The sequence below is a fragment of the Shewanella sp. DW31 genome (assembly GCF_015767295.1).
Taxonomy (GTDB): Bacteria; Pseudomonadota; Gammaproteobacteria; order Enterobacterales; family Shewanellaceae; genus Shewanella; species Shewanella oncorhynchi.
In genome coordinates this window covers 1-21,844 of record NZ_JADWMP020000008.1, presented here as the reverse complement: position 1 = coordinate 21,844, position 21,844 = coordinate 1, and the positions used below count along the sequence as shown (strand labels likewise).

Here is a 21,844-nt window from a genome sequence, read left to right as displayed (position 1 = left end):
ACGGTTATGGCTTAATAGCACAACCGCCCGTTCGACAAACCCAGGCAAAGGGACACCTTACCTGACATACACGAAGGTAGATTTTACCTTCTACTTAATGCCGCAACGTCACGCTAGTGTAAGTGACATTGCTGCGATTTTCATTAATAGCGCAAGAGACAACGCATCTTAGCGCAATACATCGTATCATATTGAAGGGAAAGCTTATTCCCTTACCTCAGTAAAGCTATCTTTACTTGCCTCGCTTGCATTTATCCTCAGGCTAAAGGGCGCAAATACCGCCAAAAAGCCAAATAAGATCCTGAGTCGCATCCTTAAAACATCAAGCTAATAAGTAGCTTAAAGACGTTCAAAAGAGGTTAAGACCTTCAGAAACCGATAACACAAGTAGAAAACGAAAACCGATAACACTGAACTAGCGAAAACGCCAAACCAGCTTATCTCTAGGCAAGATTATTTTAACAGGGGACTATTGGCTTCTTCGCGGCCAGAATTGATGCGGATCAACGTGAGATGCTTAAGGCCAGTATCATCGTATGGTACGACAATCGAGCGTTGGCATTGTGACACTTTTAGGCAAAGTGCAAAAAATGGATGCTTGTGCATTAGCTAATAAAAACCCTCTTAACCCCATGTAACTACATCTACTGTTAATTACACGGTTAATGACTGGTGAACCATAAAACCTTTATTACTCACGTAATATTTGTAATGTCTGCAACGAGCGGAATCGTTGAACGGCGCAATTAAACCGCGCAATGTCACAGAATGCAAGCAAGAATCTCATTTAATCTTTTACATTAAAATATAATAAACACCTGCTTAACAATCACCCGCCACCCATTGGTTTTAAATAGAGTAATATTAGTTAGTTAACCCATAAACGTCGTACGAGTCTGTTCAATATTTTTTATATCACCTTTGTCACTTTTATTGACATTTACCCCTGCAAATATCCCTGATTTTTGTGTGTCACTCAAGTGATGCACATTTGCCAACATTAAGCAAAGCCAAACAACCAATATCACGGCGCCAAACCCCGCCACAAATCAGTGGTTCCTCCGAGACACAATGCGTGATCAAGCCTTCGCTGAGTGACGGCCCACACACGCTAAAATAAAGCGCAAAGACAATAATGCTGCAGTTTCAGCACCGAAGTGTATAATCGCAACCGAATCACATTCCATTATGCACAGAGAGATCCATGGTACAGATAGGTAAAACCTGCAAACTTGAGGTTGTAAAACAAGTCAGCTTTGGCGTGTATTTAAACGCCCACGAATTAGGGCAAGTACTGCTGCCAAACAAAGTCACCCCAAAAGACTGCCAAGTCGGTGATCTGCTTGACGTGTTTCTGTATCTAGATTCTGAAGATATCGTGATTGCTACCACGCGCCGTCCATTGGCACAGGTAGGCGAATTTGCCTATTTAAAAGCCGTTGCAACCGGTCCTTATGGCGCCTTTTTAGACTGGGGCTTAGATAAAGATTTATTACTGCCCTTCGGTGAGCAACATAAGCCTATCGAAGAAGGCCGCTCATATCTGGTCTATGTACACGCCAACCGCGCCGATGAACGCATCATGGCCTCATCAAAAATCGATAAGTTCCTCGATAAGACAGAGCCTGAGTACACAGTTGGTGAGCAGGTTGATTTATACATCGGCGGCACCACAGATTTAGGCTACAAAGCCATTATTAATCATGCCCATTGGGGCGTGATTTACGAAAACGAAGTGTTCCAAAAACTGCGTTTCGGCCAAAGACTCAAAGGTTTCATCAAACAAGTGCGCCGAGATGGCAAAATCGATCTTGTGCTGCAACAAGGCAGTAAACAAGAGTTAGAGAAGCACGCCCACATCATTCTGATCAAACTCAAACAGGCTGGCGGCTTCTTAGCCCTGACCGATAAAACCGATGCTGAAATCATTTACGATCAGCTTGGCATGAGTAAAAAGGCCTTCAAAAAAGCCATAGGTGGCTTGTTTAAGAATGGCCAACTGAGCATAGATAATGATGGTCTGCGTTTAACTGAAACCGCAGAATAATCAACTCTATTCAGGACTTAGCGTTAAAATTGTACAGTTTACCGCCACTAAGACAGAGTTTGACTGACAACTCCTAGGATATTAAGCATGGCTCTGTTATAAACAAAGCCATGCTTTTTTCTTTGGAGCTTATATGGAACTCACGTTACACGAAGCCAGAGTCATCGGATGCCTGCTTGAGAAAGAAATCACCACCCCTGAGCAATATCCACTCTCGCTAAACTCTTTGACCTTAGCCTGCAATCAAAAAACCAGCCGCGAGCCCGTACTCGAACTCAGTGAAACCCAAGTGCAAATCGCCGTTGATTCCCTAAATCGGAAACGTTTGATCAGCGAACAGTCGGGATTCGGCAGCCGCGTCGTTAAATACAAGCACAGATTCTGCAATACCGAATTCAGCGAACTTCAACTGTCCCCCGCCGCACTCGCCATCGTCTGTTTGTTGCTATTACGTGGCCCACAAACACCGGGAGAACTTCGGACCCGCAGCAACCGCCTACACGAATTTAAAGACGTGATCGACGTGGAAGATTGCATCCGTCAATTAATGAGCCGTGAAAAGCCCTTCTTAAAACAATTACCCAGAGAAGCCGGTCGCCGTGAATCCCGTTATGTGGAATTATTCTCTGCAGCATCATCGCACGAAAGTGCTAGCCAATCCCATAGCACAAGTCATACCTTAGCCCATGTCGCTGTGTCTGTAGACGCAGAGCCGCTTGAATTAGTGAACAGAGTGACAGAGCTTGAACAACAAGTCGCCGAACTGACGCAAAAGCTCGATGAATTAATCGCCTCATTGAGCTAATTAGCGATAGATAATGACTGATAAATACCGATGGATAATAAGTGCTATGTGAGCAACATGGCACTTATGGACCAATCCACTGTCTACCCAAGGGTGAGAAACTGAACCGCACCAACATAGTCGCGCCAAGCACCATAGCCCCTGAACCTAGCGCAAAAAAGAATAGAGACAGCACATGACCAATAATCCACCCAGCAGTTTCAACAACATGTTGATTATCGCCATGTTTGAACTGCGCAAATTTTTATTTAATACCCGCGGGATCATCGCCTTGGTCGCCTTTGGTTTAGTTTGGGGTGTACTTCTGCTTTACCCCATTCAAAGTGCATCGGCCATGTTATTGCAGCCCAATGTAAAAGATATCATCGACAGCTTATTTGGTGCCAATACCCTCAATGTGCTCTTTGAGTGGCCCGTGGCCGAAATGGCAGTGTTTTGGTGTTTTGCGCTGTATTTGTTTCCACTGTTCAGTATTCTTATCGCCGCCGATCAGTTCTCATCGGATAAAACCCGCGGCACGCTGCGCTTTTTAACCATACGCACTAGCCGTGACAGCTTATTGTTCGGCCGTTTTCTCGGCCAAATTCTGATCCAAGGTTTACTGATCCTATTAACGATTATCGCCACTGTAGCCCTCGCGCTCAGCCGCGACAGCCAACTGTTTTTATCTGCGTTAACGTCTGGCGCCTTAGTGGGCCTTAACCTCATCATAGTGATCTTGCCCTACACGGCTGTGATGACTTTATTGTCCCTGTATGCGCGCACGGCACGCCAAGCTATGGTGTTTGCCACCATTTTATGGACAGTGATTTCCATCACTATCGTGGTGTTAGCGAATCAATCTAGCCTACTAGCACAACTCCAGTGGGTATTACCCGGTGCTCAACTGTCGGACATGCTCAATACCAATGGACTCAATAGCTTAGTCTATGCCCCTATTCCACTGTTACAAACCGCTGTGGCCCTCTTGCTCGGCAGAATTTATATGCAAAGGAGCTCGCTATGAGTCTGATCCAATGCCAAGGGCTGTCGAAGCTTTACGGCAGCAAAAAGGCGCTGAATGATGTGAGCTTCAGTCTTGAAGCGGGTGCCCCCATCGCCCTTGTCGGTCCCAATGGCGCGGGTAAAACCACACTTTTTAGCCTGTTATGCGGCTATTTATCACCTAGTTCTGGAACCATAACCCTACTCGGTGAAGCCCCCAATAGCCCTAAGCTCTTAGGCAAGATTGCCGCTTTGCCCCAGGATGCAGTACTCGATCCCAACTTGACGATTGTCAGCCAGTTAATATTTTTCGCTCGCCTGCAGGACATGAACGTGGAGCAAGCAAAGCAAGAGGCACTGCGCGTGTTGGCCTTGGTCGATCTAATTGATGTTGCAGAGCAAAAACCGCCTAGTCTTAGCCACGGTATGAGTAAACGTGTATCGATTGCGCAGGCGCTGATCGGCTCGCCAGAATTAGTATTATTAGATGAACCGACAGCGGGACTCGACCCTGCCAATGCAAAAAAAGTCCGTGAACTGGTTAAAACCTTATCACCCACCACAACTTTTATGATCAGCTCCCATAATCTCGATGAGCTCGAAAAGCTGTGCGATCAAGTATTGTATTTAGATAAAGGCCAACTGAGTCAAGCTGTGTCAATGCATGCGTCGACCGACAGCGATTACCTGACGTTAACCATGCAAAACTGTGACAGCGATGCATTGCAAGCGGAAGTGGCAAAACTGGCGGGAGTGGTGAACATCAGCTCAAAACAAAGCAATGTGTTTATTATCCAGCTAGACACAAATACAGAAAAAGCGCACAACAGTGATATTGAAATGCGCCTATTCGCCCTCTTCAATCAGCATCAATGGCAATACAAGATACTGCTGAAAGGCCGCACTCTGGAAGAAACACTCTTTTCATAGGCAAGCGTTAAAAGGGTTTCTCATCACCCAACGGTTGATTAGTGTTCAATTTATAGCTTAAGCGCAATACGCCTTGCGCTTAAGCCTTTTAACTAAGGTTTTAAATTAAGGCTTTAAATTAAGGCTTTCAATAAGCCTTTAAATTAAGTCAGTCACTTCGCCCAGTAAAATCAGCCCACCACTCAATCCGACAAACTTGTACTTACTTTAGCAACACACAATCACCAAAAGCCTCACAAGCCTGTCAATAAAACACCAATCAACCGCGCTGAGCTTGCTATGGCTTTCAATCTTAAGGCGAGCTTGTTATAACTCCCCTTCGATTGAACCTAAGCTGACTTCAGAGGTTTCTATGAACAAAGCACAACTTATCCAACGTATTGCCGCCGAGCTCAATGCATCGCAAGCGAGTACTAAACCTGTGGTTGAGCAGATACTGCAACAGATCCACGCCGCCTTGAGCGAAGGCGAGAAAATTTTCCTGCCACAATTTGGCACCTTTGAACTCAGATACCATGTCGCTAAAACAGGGCGTAATCCACAAACGGGCGAAGCCATAGAAATCGACGGTTACAATCAGCCCAGCTTTAAAGCCTCAACCGCATTGAAGCAGCAAATCAATAGCGGCGCTTAGCTTTAATGTGCAGGCACTATTTTGCGAGATTTTGCGAACATTAGTCAGCAGCCTTGATAGAAATGAGCCTCAACATAATTTGAGGCTCATTTTTTATCAAAAGAAAAATAACTGTTCCGCTTAGGGGAAAGTCTTAAACAATTATGCAGTCGCTAAGTATTGCTCTCCTCACCTTGATAAAGTGGCGCAATATCGACATAGTCAGCAGCGTTTTCAGCACTTGGATCCTCAAGAAATGGCACACAACCGAGGAAAGGTGCTGTCATCATCTCTTTAAGGCTCGTCAGATTCTCCTCAAACATACTCATATTCGGGTCGACACGATTAGCAACCCAGCCTGCAATCTTAAGCCCATCGGCCAATATCGCCTCTTGAGTCAGCAATGCATGATTTAAGCAGCCGAGTTTCATGCCAACCACGAGTATCACTGGCAGTTCTAATCTCTGTACGACTTCCGAAAGATACCTGCCATCACCTAAGGGTAAACGCCAGCCTCCCGCGCCCTCAATCAAGCAAAAATCCGCTTGAGCAAATGCCACTAAATCTAAACTTTCAATGATAGCTTCAGGTGTTAAACTCACGCCCACTTGGGCGGCGGCAATGTGCGGTGCAATCGCAGGTTCGAAGGAAAAAGGATTGATGAGTGGATAAGCCAATTTTAACGATGATGACGTCATCAACTGTAACGCATCGGCATTACGCAATCCTTCAGAGGTTTGCGCGCAGCCCGAGGCGATGGGTTTAACACCTAAAGTCAACATAGTGTTAGCTGCAAGAATACTCACAGCAGAGTCAGCATTGGCTATGAGCCCTAAACGATTCACAGCGGTTAATAATGCCGCCGAAACCAAAGTCTTACCGCTATCGGTATCTGTACCTGTTACAAAATACATATTAGATCCTTATCTGTTGCTATGAGTTCTGCTTTGTTAAGCCCACTCTCCATAAGCTAAATGTCCATATAGCTAACGATCTCTATACGTAATGTTAAAAATCCAACGTTTTCTAGATATTAGTGCTAATTAATAATGCCATGACTAAAGGCATAATCGGTGAACTTTAAAATCTGCGCCGAGCACGTATTTGAACTATCTGGTAGGTTAACGGCAAACCTTGGGGTAAACGTAGCGATTCGGCTTTGGCCTGCATGGCCTGCCAATCTTGACGACCACGCAGCCGTGGAGTGAATTCTGAAGCACTCACTGTTGAACCTGAAACCCGAGTTGTTGAACTGGCGACATGTACAGAAGCCCCCACACCTTTAATTGAATAGAGTAGTGCCTTAAGAGTGTCAAAATACACTGTCATAGGGACGAGTCGCACTTCAAGTAATTCCCATGTATCGAGTTTAAATGCAGCCTTGAGTGCTTGCATCGTCGAAAAGTCATTCACTCTTAACCCTAATTCAGCTAATTGATTCAAACTCCCCTGCGCCACAAGGCTCAGATGACACTTGCCGTTCGGCTTAAGTACCCGCGCCATTTCGGCTACCGCAGCAGGAAAATCAGCACACCATTGCAGGGCTAGATTAGAGTAAATAACATCCATGCTGCCATTGGTAAAAGGTAAACACTGCGCATCGGCACATACGCCATGATAATCGGGATAAGTTTGTTTTAGCTTATGTAACATGCCAAGGGCAATATCCACGGCAAATACTGTTGTGGATGAATTTTGCGTAGAGAGATCCGCTGGTTGAGAGACACTGTGATACCCAGAAAAATCCGTGCCTGGGCCTGCCCCTATGTCTAACAGATAACCTGCTGCCGAAAACTCACTGAGTAAACTGGCAGCGCTCAGGCGTTGTAATTGATTATGATCTTGGTAACTATGGGCCGCTGCGGAAAAACGTTCAGCAATTTGAGTCCCGTGCACATTGGACACAGTCCCCGCGAGAACGCCCCCATAAGAAACGCCCGCATTAAGCTCACTCAACTTAAGATCGCAAGAAATAAACTTGTTTGACTCATGAGCAGACTCACTACAGCTTAGATCACTAGACTTTATCAGGCTTGGCATTTTAACTAACACTCAACCATAAAAACTTAACATTCAATAAAATAACGCGCTCTATAGGGTACATTTATCTGTACTCATCGGTAGATTCTCGTTCACTGACAAGCGGGATACCAACACGACTGAGCACTTGGGCTAATTGCTCAACACAAGCAGCAATATCTTCAGCAGTATGGGTCGCCGTTAAGGTAATGCGTAACCGCGCCGACCCTACAGGCACCGTCGGCGGGCGAATCGCCCCAACCCAAATGCCTGAGGCTCTTAACGCTTCGGCGACTTGCAGGGTTTGCTGCGCATCGCCAATGATCAACGGCTGAATTGCGGTATCCGAACCTAAAAGGGGCACGGCAGCATCGAGGCATAACTGTTTGAATAGCGAAATATTCTCAAGCAGTTTCTGCTGTAACTCAGGATGTGCAGTGCAGTACCGAGTCGCGGCTAACGCTAATGCGGCATTGGCGGGCGATAAGGCGGTCGAATAAATATATTCGCGGGCATTACTGACCAAAAAGTCGATCAGCGCCTGACTCCCCAAAACCGCTGCGCCTTGGCAACCTAATGCCTTACCAAAGGTCACCACTTGCACATCGATAAGCTTGGCGGCTTTATCTCTTGCATCACTATCTTGATAGCCATCGAGCACCGCAAAACCATGGGCATCATCAACAATCAACCAAGTATTCTGTTGACGACAAAGCGCCGATAACTGCGTGATCGGCGCACAATCCCCGTCCATGCTAAACACGCTTTCTGTGATTAACGCCGATGCGTGATTTCGAGTCAGAAGCCGCTCAGCGCTCTCAAGCGAATTGTGTAAAAAACGTTTAAGCTGCGCGCCACTATCTTGTAAACCATCAATAATTGAGGCGTGCACAAGTTTATCGGCAATCACAGTATCTTGCTGATCAAACAAGGTTTTCATTAACGCCGTATTGGCACTAAAGCCCGAGCAGAATAGTAATCCCGCTTCATGCCCCGTTAAGGCGCAGAGTTCACGTTCAAGTGTGACATGCGCATCACTGTACCCTGTCACTAAGGGCGATGCGCCGCTACCCACACCGTAGGTCTGCGCTCCAAGGTGCAGCGCTTCAACCAACTCAGGAACGCGGGATAAGCCTAAATAATCATTACAGCTAAAATTAACATAGGATCGCCCTTCGAACACAAAGCGTGGACTCGAAGTGGGTGCGTTAACATCAAAGCTGTGATCAACACTCAGCATTTTACGTTGCCGTAATAAACCTTGCTCACGTAAGGCTTGCTGACGGGCGGCAATTTTCATCTCGAGCAGAGAACTCATCGATTTAGCCTCAAGAATGATTGTCTTAAAAATGCTTGCTTGAAAAATGGAGTGCGGCCAATAAAGCTATCGGCCGCAATCAAAATAGGCTGCAGCCAACAAGGTTTACAGGCTATTCGACCTGTTTGTCGGACAACATGCGCTCAGCAGTATTACAAAGCACCCGCGTCATAGAATTGTGCCGATGACTTATCTTGATAGGCCGCCGCTTTTGCTAAAACAGCACTTTCTTCTTCCAGTTTTGCCGCGGCGCCCTGCTCGGGACGTAAGCCTAAACGTCGAAATAGCCCCATATCATCGCTTTCTTCTGGGTTTGGTGTGGTCAGCAATTTACAACCATAGAAAATCGAGTTAGCGCCAGCAAAGAAACACATGGCCTGCAACTCATCACTCATATTTTCGCGGCCAGCCGATAACCGCACGCGGGAAAGCGGCATTAAGATACGCGCTACGGCGATAGTACGCACAAATTCGAGTGGGTCGAGGTCGTCAAGCTTCTCAAACGGCGTGCCCGCCACTTTAACTAACATATTGATCGGCACTGAATCAGGATGCTGCGGTAAATTAGCCAGCTGTTGTAGTAAGCCTGCACGATCCGTCGCCTTTTCACCCATGCCGACAATCCCGCCCGAGCACACTTTCATGCCAGAAGCACGCACATGTGTCAGTGTATCTAAACGATTTTGATAGGTACGTGTCGTGATCACATCGCCGTAATATTCAGGCGAAGTATCTAAATTATGGTTGTAATAATCTAAGCCAGCACTGGCTAAATCGTTCGCTTGATCTTCAGACAGCATACCAAGCGTCATACAGGTTTCCATACCTAAGGCTTTAACTTCTTGCACCATTTGTTTAAGGTACGGCATGTCTTTTTCTTTTGGATTACGCCAAGCAGCGCCCATGCAGAAACGAGAGGCACCCGCGGCTTTAGCACTGCGTGCCTCGGTCAGCACAGTTTCCATTGCCAGCAAACGCTCTTTTTCTAGACCTGTGTCATAACGGGCGCTCTGTGGGCAATATTTACAATCCTCAGGGCAAGCACCGGTTTTAATCGATAACAAGCGGCTAATTTGCACTTCATTAGGATCGTACACTTCACGGTGAATGCTGTGGGCTTTAAATAACAAATCATTCATCGGCAGCGCAAATAAGGCTTCGATTTCTTCCCGCTTCCAATCATGACGAACTTGCAACTGCGACATTGAACACCCTTTTTATTCTGTTTTTTATCTTGGCTAGGATAACCTCAGCCCTTAAACTGTCAACGCCAACCAGTGAACCCAGTTTACTAATGACTATTTTATCACCAAAAAGTGAGCATTTATGCGCAATTTACTCGATTTTGACTTTGATAGCGCCCATATTTGGCATCCTTACACCTCAATGACCCGATCTCTTCCTGTTTTTGGTGTACACAGCGCCAAAGGCTGTGAATTGGAATTAGTTGATGGCCGCAAGCTGGTCGATGGCACTAGCTCGTGGTGGGCCTGTGTGCACGGCTATGCACATCCCGAGATATTAACCGCGATGGAAAAACAGTTGCATCAACTGAGCCATGTGATGTTTGGCGGTATCACCCATGAACCCGCCATTGAACTGTGTAAAAAACTTATCGCTATGACCTGCAAACCGCTAACAAAGGTCTTTTTGTGCGACTCTGGATCTATCTCAGTCGAAGTGGCAATTAAAATGGCGCTGCAATATTGGCAAGGTCAGAGTCGGCAAGGGCGAAGTGTACATGGAGAAGAGCGACCGCTAAAACAACGCATTCTTACCGTTAAGAAGGGTTACCACGGCGATACCTTTGCCGCGATGAGCGTATGCGATCCAGAAGGCGGCATGCACACTATGTTTGGCGAGGCAGTAACCAAGCAATCATTTGTGCCCGCGCCACAAACCGCCTTTGGCGAAGCCTTACAAGCCGATGATTTAACCGCAATGCGTGACATATTAAGCATTAATCACAATGATATTGCCGCAGTGATTATAGAGCCGATAATGCAAGGCGCTGGCGGTATGCGTTTCTACAGCGCAGATTATTTAGCGGGTCTTCGTGCCCTATGTGATGAATTTGATGTCCTGCTGATCTTAGATGAGATTGCCACTGGCTTTGGTCGAACAGGCAAGCTTTTTGCCTATGAACACGCCCATATTACCCCTGATATCTTATGTTTAGGCAAAGCGCTGACGGGCGGTTATATCAGCCTAGCGGCAACGCTATGTACCGATAAAGTTGCCCAAGGCATAAGCCAATCTCCCGCGGGCGTGTTTATGCATGGCCCTACTTTTATGGGTAACCCGCTAGCCTGCGCCGCGGCGTGTGCAAGCTTAGACATAATTAACCGTAATGAATGGCAAGCGCAAGTGGCCGCTATCGAGCAGCAAATGCGCTTAGAACTTAAGGATGCGATTGATTTGCCGAGCGTAAAAGACGTGCGCGTGCTCGGCGCGGTGGGCGTGTTAGAGATGCACGAACCCGTCAATACCGCAGAGTTACAGCAGCAATTTGTCGATTTAGGCGTCTGGGTGCGCCCCTTCGCCAACCTTATCTATATCATGCCGCCCTATATCATTAGCTCAGCACAATTAAGCCAACTCACCAGCGCGATGAAGCAAGTCGCAGCAGGTATTAGCGCGGTATCAAAAAGTCTTGAGCCGCAGCTTATCAGCCACGGTTGATGCTTTAACGCTTGACCATCTTTTAGTTTAACGCTCTTTCAACTCAATAAGCCTTTAACGTCGAATAAACGAACCCCTGCGCACTGTGCGCTAGGGGTTCGAACTGCCTGGCTTATATCAGACTCAGCAGCCCTTCCCTTGTTCGAATCTCGCATCCTCTCGATAGATAAACGCGCTAAGGTTGCAATTGCAATATTGCTCACAATTTCCATTAAAACTCTGTAATTTAGTGCATTTATTTAATCCGCCAACTGGAAATTTTATCAAAGCCAACGATGCTTATATCACTCACTTTACACAACATATCTTTCGCCAAAAGCTGACAACAACTTGAGCAGAGGGAATGGCTTAAATCGCTACACAAAGAAAAGGAGATCATATGTTCAAACTCGCTGACATCCCCGTTAATCGAAAACTCGCACTACAGCTCATTATCGCCCTCGCAGGTGCCTTAATTTTACTCACTATTTCCGTCACAGCCCTAAAGCACAACCTGATGGCAGAGCGTGAAGCACGACTTAATGCCGTATTGTCCCTCGCCAGCACCCGTATCCAAGCGTTGTCGCAATCGCTCCCCCTAGAGCAAGCACAGCAAGCCGCTAAAGACATGTTGAACGACATGCGTTTTGATGGTGATAACTACTTGTTTGTGATTGATGAATCGAGGCACGTTATCGTTCATCCCATCAAAAAAGAACTGGTTGGCCAACAAATGGGTAATCGAGGCGAAGAGAATTATTGGTTCGAAATGGTCGAACTCGGCCGTGATGGCAAACAAGGATTAGTCGAATACCGCTGGACGACAGCGAATGGCAAATCAGCGCAAAAAATCTCACTTGTCATGGGATTTAAACCTTGGGGCTGGATCTTAGGCTCAGGTATGTTACTCCAAGATATCGAAGCCACCATTTGGAATGAATACCTCACCATGGGAGGCATTACATTTGTCATTATTGTGCTTATGGCTTGGCTAGGTTATGCCATTAGCCGCTCTATTACTCAGCCATTGGATGATGTGAATCTGGCTATGCTCGCCATCACAAAAGGTGATTTAACGACTCAGCTAAAAATCTATGGTAAAGATGAACTTGGCATCTTAGCCCACAATATAAACCAAAGCATAGACTCCATTCGTAGCACTTTACTTCAAGCGAGTCATAGCGCTGACAATGTTGCACAGGCCTCGGCTCGGATCGCCTCAACTGCAGAGGAAACTAATCAAGCGGTAAATAATCAGCGGGATCAACTCGCCCAACTTGCCACCGCCATGAATGAAATGAGCGCCACTATCGCCGATGTCGCGAATAATGCGGAGAGCACAGCCAAAGATACCAAAGAAGCCACTTGGGAAGCAGGCCTTGGCGACCAAGATGTTCACGCCAGCGTAGATGGTATTCATGCTCTTGCCAAAGAAGTGGAGCAAGCGACGGATCAAGTAAATATGCTTAAAGAGGAAGTCATGCAGATCAGCGAGGTCACCTCAGTGATCAGCGCTATTTCAGACCAAACCAACTTGCTGGCACTGAATGCGGCCATTGAAGCCGCCCGCGCTGGCGAGCAAGGGCGAGGGTTCGCTGTAGTCGCCGATGAAGTGAGGCAACTTGCCAGTCGCACTAGGCAATCGACCGAAGAAATTCAAAACACGATTTCATTATTGCAACAACGGGCCGTGAGCGCCGCTAAGGCAATGGATGCAAGCCGAGCTTTGGCAGAAAACAGTGTGAGTCAATCGGCAAAAGCGGGGAAGGATTTATCGCTTATTGTTGCTCATATAAAACATGTGAGTGACATGGCAACCCATATCGCCACCGCCGCAGAAGAACAAAGTGTGGTCGCAGAAGACATGAACAGAAACGTGTGCGGGATTAATAACTCAGCGCTCGAAGTCTCTGAATCGGCAACTTATTTGGCTCAAGAAAGTGAAAGTTTGGCCGAATTATCACTGAATTTAAACAATAAACTGGCCATATTCAAACTCTAGTCATGTATTTAGTTACACCCACAAACCTGTGTCAAACCGTTTAGCCAAGATAAGCCGCATAAAAAATTACGCGATTATCTTGGCATTTCGTTAAACGTACCGACGTCACTAAACTCATGTTACCGAACACGTATACCAAGCTTATTTTACCAAGCTAGAAATCAAGGCACGTAGCGCGGCAGGTTTTATCATTTTCGCCATATAGTGATAGCCGCGGCGTTGCACATCTTCCACCAGCTCTTTGCGGGTATTGGCGGTAATCAAAATGCCGGGTAAATCTTTGCCATACAGGGCACGAATACCGTCCATCGCATCGACGCCATTTTGGCCATCATCTAAATGGTAATCCGCGAGCACAATATCAGGCGCGACGCCTTTCAGTCCTAGTTTAATGCGTGCATCAGATAAATCTTTTGCACAGATAACCTCACACTGCCAGCGGCTTAATAAGCTTTCTAATCCAGCTAAAATGGCCTCTTCGTTGTCGATACACAACACTTTGATACCCGATAACGGCTGCAGCAGCGACGGTAACGCCTTCACTTGTGGCTGACGCACAGTTTCTCCAAGCGGCACACAAATGGAGAAGACCGAGCCGCGCCCTAAATGGGACGAAACCTGAATACCGTGTTCTAACACTTTACTAATGCGATCAGCAATCGCCAGACCTAAGCCCAAGCCGCTAACATTGTTGCTCTTAGGATTATTCAACCGCTTAAATTCTTTGAAAATTTCTTGGGTTTCTTTTTCATCAATACCACAACCCGTGTCTAACACTTGGATTTCAAGGTAATGACCTCGATGACGACAACCAAATAACACTCTGCCACCGCGAGCATAACGGTAGGCATTGGTTAAAAAGTTTTGTAATACTCTGCGCAGTAACGAAGGATCAGAATTAACGGTTGCGCTGCATGGGACCATCTTAAAACGAATTTGGTTATCCGCCGCCATCGCTTCAAATTCAACGGATAAGCCATTGATCAGTTCTGAAATCGCAAAGTCACGGCGATTGACATCCACCATACCTGAGTCGAGTTTAGAAATATCCAATAGGTCGGTGAGCAACTCGCCGGCAATTTTTAGCGAGCTATTCACATGGGATAAGGTGGTTCTGGCCTCACGATCTAGATTGGGATACTGAGATAACGACGCAGTAAACAGCCGCGCGGCATTAAGCGGTTGCATTAAATCATGGCCAACAGCAGCCAAGAAGCGACTCTTAGAGGCGTTGGCGATTTCTTCCTGCGCTTTAGCCTCGAGTAACTCACTGTTCAACATGGCTAATTCATAGGTTCGCTCATTAACGCGGCTTTCTAAGGTTTCATTGGCTTCGAGCAGCGCGCGCTCCTGTTCGCGATACTGAGTAATGTCGGTAAAGGTCATCACAAAGCCGCCATCTGGCATAGGATTGCCTTGAATTTTAATCACTTTACCGTCCCTGCGATGGCGCTCAGAAGTGTGCGGTGTGCCATTACGCATATGCTGCACCCGCTGCTCAACCTGCTGTTCTATTTCCCCTTCACCACAATAACCCCGCGCCGCATTAAAGCGGATCACTTCACTGATGGGCATGCCCTGCTGCAAAAATCCATCGGGATATTGATACAGCTCCACATATTTGTAATTCCATGCCACGAGATTGAGATCGTTATCGATAACACTCATGCCTTCATAGGCGTGCTCAATCGCGCCGCGCAACATGTCTTGACTGAGCATAATCTTCGATGAGGCTTCATCGACCAGACTAAAGACTTCATCCAGCGCTAAATCGCGCCCTTGCAGCACGGAATCCATCACTAGCGCTGCGCTTGAAGCGCCGAGTACGCCCGCCAATAAACGTTCAGTGTGGGAAATCAACTCCGGCGGCGCCGCTTTATGCCAACTATCACTTTTTACCGCATCAATCGAGAAACGGCTAAAGCTCTCGTAGGCGCGTGTTGGGCTAACGAAGCGACTCGCCAGTATCAGTAAATCTTGCTGTGAAATCGGACCATTTTTCTTATTAGCGCTGTTTTTCAATTTGCCAGGGCTCACAAAAGCACTGGCCTGAATACGCTCAGCCACACCGGCTCTAAACCAAATAGAACCCAAAATATAACAGGCGATATTGGCAAAAAGAGCCGTCAGCGCATCACGCACATTGGGCGTTATTGCATCTAGCAGGCCTTTCTCGCTCGCGACACTAGACAAGAACGCCGATGAACTTTGCACATCGGTCATGCCCTGCAACATGATGTAGAACCACAGCGAAAAGCCCACGCCGAGTCCTAAAAATACCCCAGCACGATTGCCGTGTTTCCAATAGAGTCCACCGACTAAAGCTGGCGCAAGTTGGGCAAAAGCCCCAAAAGACAACATGCCTAAATGGGACAAGGAATCACTGTCTGATAATGCCAAATAGCTGCCATAGCCTAAGCCAAGAATAATCACGATCGCCAAGCGGCGGGCATTAAGTAACAGGTGCGAGAACTGACTGAAGTTTTTCTCGCGGATATGGCCTGTGCGCAGCATCACTGGCACCAGCCATTCGTTACTTACCATCACACTGATAGTCACCACCGCCACTATCACCATGCCAGTTGCCGCCGAAAGTGTGCCAAGTAATGCAATCACCGCCAGCAAAGGTTGATCTAACGCCAGCGGTAAATTAATCACATAGGTATCGGCCGACACTGAATCGCCGAGGATGATCTTCCCCGCCAAGGCGAGCGGTCCAACGAATAAACCAAAAAGTGCTAAATAAATGGGAAACAGCCAACGCCCTTTTGACAACACGGACTCATCGGCGCATTCCACCACCATTACATGGAACTGCCTTGGCATACATAAAAAGGCCGCCATTCCGACGAGTAACTCAGGCATTAAAGCTTCAATACGTGGATTGGGATAATTAATTAGTGACTGCGCATTGGCCTGCTGCCAAATATCCCCAAAACCATCGAACACTCCGAAACTGATGACGATGCCGACCAACAAAAATGCGGCAAGTTTCACCAGAGACTCAAAGGCAATCGCGAGCATCATGCCGGGATTATGCTCGGTCGCATCGAGTTTGCGAGTACCAAATAAAATGGCAAATATGGCTAACAGCGAAGTGATCAGTAACGGAATCGTCACGCCATCGAGGGGATCGTCAGCGGGTTGAAACAAATTAAGACTGAACACCATCGCCTTAAGCTGCAGGGCGATATAGGGCATGATGCCAAACAAGGCAATTAAGGTGACTAAGGCGGCTAAGGTTTGAGATTTGCCATAACGGGCGGCAATAAAGTCGGCCACGGAAGTGATATTTTGCGCCTTAGACACTAATACCATCTTGCGTAACATGCCAAAACCTAAAGTAAAAATCAGAATAGGGCCGATAAAAATCGGTAAGAAAGACCAAAAATCCTTAGCCGATTGCCCAACTGTGCCTAAAAAACTCCACGAGGAGCAATAAACCGCTAAGCTCAGACCATAGATAACGACCTGAAGCTTTTTAGTGATCTGAGTAAACCAACGCTCCGCCCCCCAAGCCAATAGGAATAAAAGCGAGACATAACAGACGGCAATAACAGCAACGACTAAGGTTAAATTCATACTTTGCTCTTTTTTCTGATTATTGTGCGATAAAACCTGTCTAAAATCTAGCCGGATTTTTAATGCAACAGACTAAATATAAAGGAAAATTTAACACTAGACCAAGGTCTAATGGAGTTGCCGCCCCCTTGCATACCATACTCAGTCCACGCAATTTTTCAAAAGGGAAGCCCTATGAGCTCGCAGTCTCTCTACAAAGTCTCCGGCAATATCGCTGCCAATGCACTTGTAAACAACGATAAATATAAAACAATGTACCAAGAGTCGATTGTCAATCCTGAAGGTTTCTGGAGAGAACACGGCAAGCGTATTGATTGGATAAAACCCTATACCAAAATTAAAAAAACCTCTTTTGATGACCATAACTTATCGATCAATTGGTTTTACGATGGCACCCTGAATGCTTCTGCCAACTGTTTAGATCGTCATTTAGCCGAACACAGTGATCGCGTGGCGATTATTTGGGAAGGCGATAACGCCAGCGAACAACGCAAAATCACCTACGGTGAATTACATGCAGATGTGTGTAAGTTTGCCAACGCACTGCGCAGCCAAGGCGTGCGCCGCGGGGATATAGTCACAATTTACATGCCTATGGTGCCAGAAGCAGCAGTGGCTATGCTTGCCTGTGCCCGTATCGGCGCTGTGCACTCTGTGGTCTTCGGTGGTTTCTCGCCGGATTCAATCGCCTCTCGCGTGATTGACGGTAAATCCAAAGTCATCATTACCTCCGATGAAGGTATGCGCGGTGGCCGTGCTATTCCATTGAAGCGCAACATAGATGATGCCTTAAAGCACCCTGATGTCACTACGGTTGAAAAAGTCATCGTACTTAAACGCACAGGTGGCAAAGTAGATTGGGTAGAAAGCCGTGATGTGTGGTGGCATTCACTGATGGAAACCGCATCAGAGCACTGCCAACCAGAAGAAATGGACGCCGAAGCACCATTATTCTTGCTTTATACCTCAGGTTCAACTGGGAATCCCAAGGGCGTATTGCACACCACTGGCGGCTACATGGTTTATGCGTCTATGACCCATGAATATGTGTTCGACTACAAAGCGGGTGAAGTGTACTGGTGTACCGCGGATGTGGGTTGGATCACTGGCCACTCTTACATGGTTTACGGCCCGCTCGCCAATGGTGCGACTGTGCTTATCCATGAAGGTGTGCCGAATCATCCAAGTCCTGCCCGTTTAGGCGAAATGATTGACCGCCATAAAGTGAACATTCTATATACAGCGCCAACCTTAATTCGCGCGCTGATGGCCGAAGGTAAGCAACACTTCGATAAGTTCGATGGTAGCAGCTTGAGGATCATGGGCTCGGTAGGTGAACCTATCAACCCAGAAGCATGGCGTTGGTACCATGAGGTGATAGGTCATGAGCATTGCCCTATCGTCGATACTTGGTGGCAAACTGAAACCGGCGGTATTTTGATCACGCCACTGCCAGGCGCGACCGACACTAAACCTGGCTCAGCGACCCGTCCGTTCTTTGGCGTTCAACCCGCCTTAGTGGATAACATGGGGAATATTTTAGAAGGTGAGAACGAAGGTAACTTAGTGTTACTCGATTCTTGGCCGGGCCAAATGCGTACTGTGTATGGCGACCACGAACGATTTGTACTGACCTACTTTAAAACCTTCCGTGGCATGTATTTTACCGGTGACGGTGCCCGCCGCGATGAGGATGGTTACTACTGGATCACAGGCCGCGTCGATGACGTGATTAACGTATCCGGCCACAGATTAGGTACAGCAGAGGTTGAAAGTGCGCTGGTATCACACGAACTGGTTGCCGAGGCTGCAGTAGTTGGCTACCCACATGATATTAAAGGCCAAGGTATTTATGCGTATGTCACGCTAACCCGCGGCACTGAAGAAACCGAAGAGCTACGTCAAGAGCTGCGTCAATGGGTCCGTAAAGAAATTGGTGCGCTGGCAACCCCAGATCTCATCCAATGGGCGACGGGCTTACCTAAGACACGTTCAGGCAAGATTATGCGCCGCTTCCTGCGTAAGATTGCCGCTAACGAAGTGACCAACTTAGGGGATGCATCAACCTTGGCCGATCCAGCTGTGATCGAGACCTTGATTGAATCACGCTTAAATCGTACTGAGTAATATCCGAGTTAAGAATAACGTCCACAACACTTAGTCTATGCCCAATAGGCTAAGCGTAACCTGAACCTCCCTTTTTAAACCTCAGGTTAAAAGTGAACCCTGTTGAGAGAGTGCGTGTGATTGCTCCTTTCTCTAGCTTGCCCCTCCAACCAGGGGCATTTTTTTTTGCCTGTTATGTTAAGCTTGCAGCCTCACTTTTATTCAGCATAGATTTTTTATCAGCGTGTCAGTCAAACTCAGAGACTATCAACAGCAAGCGGTTAATGCCGCCATCGCCCATTTTAGGCAAAGCCAAGCTTCCGCCGTACTCGTATTACCCACAGGCGCGGGCAAAAGCATAGTGATCGCCGAACTGGCACGCATCGCCAAAGGCAGAGTCTTAGTGCTCACCCATGTGAAAGAATTAGTTGCGCAAAATGCCGAGAAAGTCGGCCTCCTCACAGCACAAGCCAGTATCTATGCGGCGGGACTCAATCAAAAAGCCACCGACGGAAAAACCGTCGTTGCCAGTATTCAATCGGCGGCGCGGGGGTTAACCCAGTTCGATCAGCCGTTCTCGTTAGTCATTATTGATGAATGCCACAGAGTCAGCCTAGAAAAAACCAGCCAATATCAGCAAGTACTCAACCATTTACGCACGAAAAATCCTCAATTAAGATTGCTCGGTCTCACCGCCACCCCCTATCGCCTTGGCACTGGCTGGATTTATCAGCAACACTATCACGGCAAAGTGGGATCTCCCGAACATGCCGTGTTCGAACATTGTGTGTTCGAGCTGCCCATCAGGCCACTCATTAAACAAGGTTACCTCACAGCGCCAACCCTATTTGATGGCCTAAGTGCCCAGTATGACTTCAGCCAACTCAAAGCAAACGAGAATGGCGAATATGCCGAAGCCGAGGTTAACGATTTACTGGGACATTACGGCCGCGCGACCACTGCGATTGTGAAACAGCTCATTGAACTGAGCCAACATAGAAAAGGCATTATCATTTTTGCGGCAACGGTGCGCCACGCTAATGAGATTTTTGGCCTACTCAACCAAGCTCACGCAGCGCAGAGCGCCATTATCACGGCACAAACGCACGACAATGAACGTGACGCGACGATTGAACGCTTTAAAGCCCAAGAGCTTAAGTTTTTAGTCAACGTGGCTGTGTTGACGACAGGCTTCGACGCGCCCCATGTGGATTTGATTGCGATTTTGCGCCCTACCGCCTCAGTCAGTCTGTTTCAACAAATGATCGGCCGTGGATTGCGAATCGCTGAAGGCAAAAAAGATTGTCTTATCATCGACTATGCAGCCAATGGTTATGACTTGTATTTCCCCGAGGTCGGCCAAGCTAAACCCAACAGTAAAACGGTACCTGTGCAAGTGCATTGCCCTGTATGCGATTTTGCCAATATATTCTGGGGACTCACAGACGACGATGGCGACATTATCGAACACTTTGGTCGCCGCTGTCAGGGCATAGTCGAACAGCAAGGTAAAAAGCTGCAGTGCGACTTTCGATTTAGATCTAAATCTTGCCCTGATTGCGGCGAAGAGAATGATATTGCCGCACGCATTTGCCAGCACTGCCAATCGACCCTCATCGATCCCGATAAACGCCTACGCCAAGTGCTCAGCCAGCAGCACCATCATTTATTCCGCTGCCAGCATATGAGCCTCATCGACGATGACGGCAATCTGAAAGTGCAGTACCTCGATATCGACGGTAATGAATTCAATCGCCGCTTTAAATTACAAACGCCGGCCCAGTGGCGAGCCCTATATGCCTTATTCATCTTTCCCCATAGCCGTACACCGGGATTAAAACCGAAAAAATACACTAAGGTGACAGAGTTAATCAGCGACGCGGATAAATTCCGCATGCCCGATCTCTTGCTGCTGAAGAAACATAAAAAAGGCTGGGATCTGCTCGAAAGCTATTTTGATTATCAAGGTCGCTATCAAACTGAAAATAAACGCGGCTGACATTATCAATTCACTTAGGCCTATGGTATAAAACGACTAAAGTAATCCTAAGGAGCTATTATGTTCGTTGTTATTTTTGGCCGTCCAGGCTGTCCTTATTGCGTTCGTGCTGTGCAATTATCTGAGCAACTCGTTGAAAAACGTGATGACTTTAAGTTCAGATATGTCGATATCCATGCAGAAGGCATCTCTAAAGCAGATTTAGAAAAAACTGTCGGTAAGCCAGTTGAAACAGTACCGCAGATTTTTGTCGATGAGAAGCACATAGGTGGCTGCACAGATTTCGAGCAATATGTTCGTGAAAACAATCTGTTAGATTAAGCGCTATAGATATGTAATCCGCTTAATGCAAAAGGAGACCTAAGGTCTCCTTTTTAGTCTTTATCACAACCCTGTGGGATTAGAGCTTTCCATAAGATAGTGCTCGGTACATAAAACTACCTAGAAAGCCCCCCCCTTGAATCCATCGCACCATTGTCATCATCACTGCACATAATGTCAGCTTTAATATAATCGCCAGACTCAAGATACGTTTCTTTTTAAAGATGCCGCATTAGTCGAACTTGCTAATGCCAATAATTGTGTTAGAAAAATATGTGCAGTGGAATAAGTAAAACGAAGGTATTAAATTCGGTACTCAGTATTGGAGTTTAACGTGGGACATTCAGGGGGAAATTCGAAAGATATACAGCTGAAGAGATAAGTGGTGGGTCGTGAAGGATTCGAACCTTCGACCAATTGGTTAAAAGCCAACTGCTCTACCGACTGAGCTAACGAC

General features: G+C 46.9%; 16 protein-coding genes. 10 read left to right on the top strand and 6 right to left on the bottom strand.

All coding sequences use genetic code 11. From position 1 onward, the window contains the following. Positions 1–453: 453 nt before the first annotated feature. A complete protein-coding gene (locus tag GWI56_RS08715; RefSeq protein WP_011846564.1) occupies positions 454–606 on the bottom strand; it encodes a hypothetical protein in 153 nt (50 codons plus the stop codon). Positions 607–1,204: 598 nt separating this feature from the next. Between GWI56_RS08715 and GWI56_RS08710 the strand changes: the two genes are divergently transcribed. From GWI56_RS08710 to GWI56_RS08690, 5 genes are all read left to right on the top strand, one after another. Then, on the top strand, positions 1,205–2,047 hold the full coding sequence (locus GWI56_RS08710) for a S1-like domain-containing RNA-binding protein (protein WP_198572692.1): 843 nt from the start codon (positions 1,205–1,207) through the stop codon (positions 2,045–2,047). A gap of 133 nt (positions 2,048–2,180) precedes the next feature. Next, a complete protein-coding gene (locus GWI56_RS08705; protein WP_113938766.1) occupies positions 2,181–2,852 on the top strand; it encodes a DUF480 domain-containing protein in 672 nt (223 codons plus the stop codon). A 175-nt stretch (positions 2,853–3,027) separates the two neighbouring features. Continuing rightward, positions 3,028–3,858 (top strand): ABC transporter permease subunit, encoded by an 831-nt coding sequence (locus tag GWI56_RS08700; protein ID WP_198572691.1) that lies wholly within the window; start codon positions 3,028–3,030, stop codon positions 3,856–3,858. Continuing rightward, a complete protein-coding gene (locus GWI56_RS08695; protein ID WP_198572690.1) occupies positions 3,855–4,766 on the top strand; it encodes an ABC transporter ATP-binding protein in 912 nt (303 codons plus the stop codon). Before GWI56_RS08700 ends, GWI56_RS08695 begins: the two co-directional genes overlap by 4 nt. 334 nt (positions 4,767–5,100) lie before the next feature. Continuing rightward, positions 5,101–5,400: an HU family DNA-binding protein gene (locus tag GWI56_RS08690; protein WP_258547583.1), complete on the top strand. Its 300-nt coding sequence runs from the start codon at positions 5,101–5,103 to the stop codon at positions 5,398–5,400. A 152-nt stretch (positions 5,401–5,552) separates the two neighbouring features. Here the strand turns inward: GWI56_RS08690 and bioD are convergent, their stop codons facing one another. The 4 genes from bioD to bioB form a co-directional block, all read right to left on the bottom strand. Then, complete coding sequence (gene bioD, locus GWI56_RS08685) at positions 5,553–6,293, bottom strand: dethiobiotin synthase (protein ID WP_198572689.1); 741 nt, start codon at positions 6,291–6,293, stop codon at positions 5,553–5,555. 166 nt (positions 6,294–6,459) lie between these two features. Continuing rightward, positions 6,460–7,419 carry a methyltransferase domain-containing protein gene (locus GWI56_RS08680; protein WP_198572688.1) on the bottom strand — a complete coding sequence of 320 codons (960 nt, stop codon included), beginning with the start codon at positions 7,417–7,419 and terminating at the stop codon, positions 6,460–6,462. Positions 7,420–7,483: 64 nt separating this feature from the next. Further along, complete coding sequence (locus tag GWI56_RS08675; RefSeq protein ID WP_198572687.1) at positions 7,484–8,716, bottom strand: 8-amino-7-oxononanoate synthase; 1,233 nt, start codon at positions 8,714–8,716, stop codon at positions 7,484–7,486. Positions 8,717–8,868: 152 nt separating this feature from the next. Next, complete coding sequence (bioB, locus tag GWI56_RS08670; RefSeq protein WP_028760338.1) at positions 8,869–9,921, bottom strand: biotin synthase BioB; 1,053 nt, start codon at positions 9,919–9,921, stop codon at positions 8,869–8,871. A 121-nt stretch (positions 9,922–10,042) separates the two neighbouring features. On the opposite strand from bioB, the gene bioA reads away from it, so the two are divergent. Together bioA and GWI56_RS08660 are read left to right on the top strand one after the other, a co-directional pair. Next, positions 10,043–11,398 carry an adenosylmethionine--8-amino-7-oxononanoate transaminase gene (bioA, locus tag GWI56_RS08665; RefSeq protein ID WP_198572686.1) on the top strand — a complete coding sequence of 452 codons (1,356 nt, stop codon included), beginning with the start codon at positions 10,043–10,045 and terminating at the stop codon, positions 11,396–11,398. Positions 11,399–11,777: 379 nt separating this feature from the next. Then, positions 11,778–13,379 carry a methyl-accepting chemotaxis protein gene (locus GWI56_RS08660; protein ID WP_198572685.1) on the top strand — a complete coding sequence of 534 codons (1,602 nt, stop codon included), beginning with the start codon at positions 11,778–11,780 and terminating at the stop codon, positions 13,377–13,379. Between the two features lie 141 nt (positions 13,380–13,520). Here GWI56_RS08660 and GWI56_RS08655 read toward each other — a convergent pair whose 3' ends face one another. Next, on the bottom strand, positions 13,521–16,961 hold the full coding sequence (locus GWI56_RS08655; RefSeq protein WP_198572684.1) for a PAS domain-containing hybrid sensor histidine kinase/response regulator: 3,441 nt from the start codon (positions 16,959–16,961) through the stop codon (positions 13,521–13,523). Positions 16,962–17,135: 174 nt separating this feature from the next. Between GWI56_RS08655 and acs the strand changes: the two genes are divergently transcribed. From acs to GWI56_RS08640, 3 genes are all read left to right on the top strand, one after another. Beyond that, on the top strand, positions 17,136–19,088 hold the full coding sequence (gene acs / locus GWI56_RS08650; protein ID WP_198572683.1) for an acetate--CoA ligase: 1,953 nt from the start codon (positions 17,136–17,138) through the stop codon (positions 19,086–19,088). 223 nt (positions 19,089–19,311) lie between these two features. Next, the gene (locus GWI56_RS08645; protein ID WP_198572682.1) at positions 19,312–21,066 is read left to right on the top strand and encodes a DEAD/DEAH box helicase family protein; all 1,755 of its coding nucleotides are present in this window, start codon (positions 19,312–19,314) and stop codon (positions 21,064–21,066) included. Positions 21,067–21,126: 60 nt separating this feature from the next. Then, on the top strand, positions 21,127–21,387 hold the full coding sequence (locus GWI56_RS08640) for a GrxA family glutaredoxin (protein WP_028760344.1): 261 nt from the start codon (positions 21,127–21,129) through the stop codon (positions 21,385–21,387). The last annotated feature ends 457 nt before the right edge of the window (positions 21,388–21,844 follow it).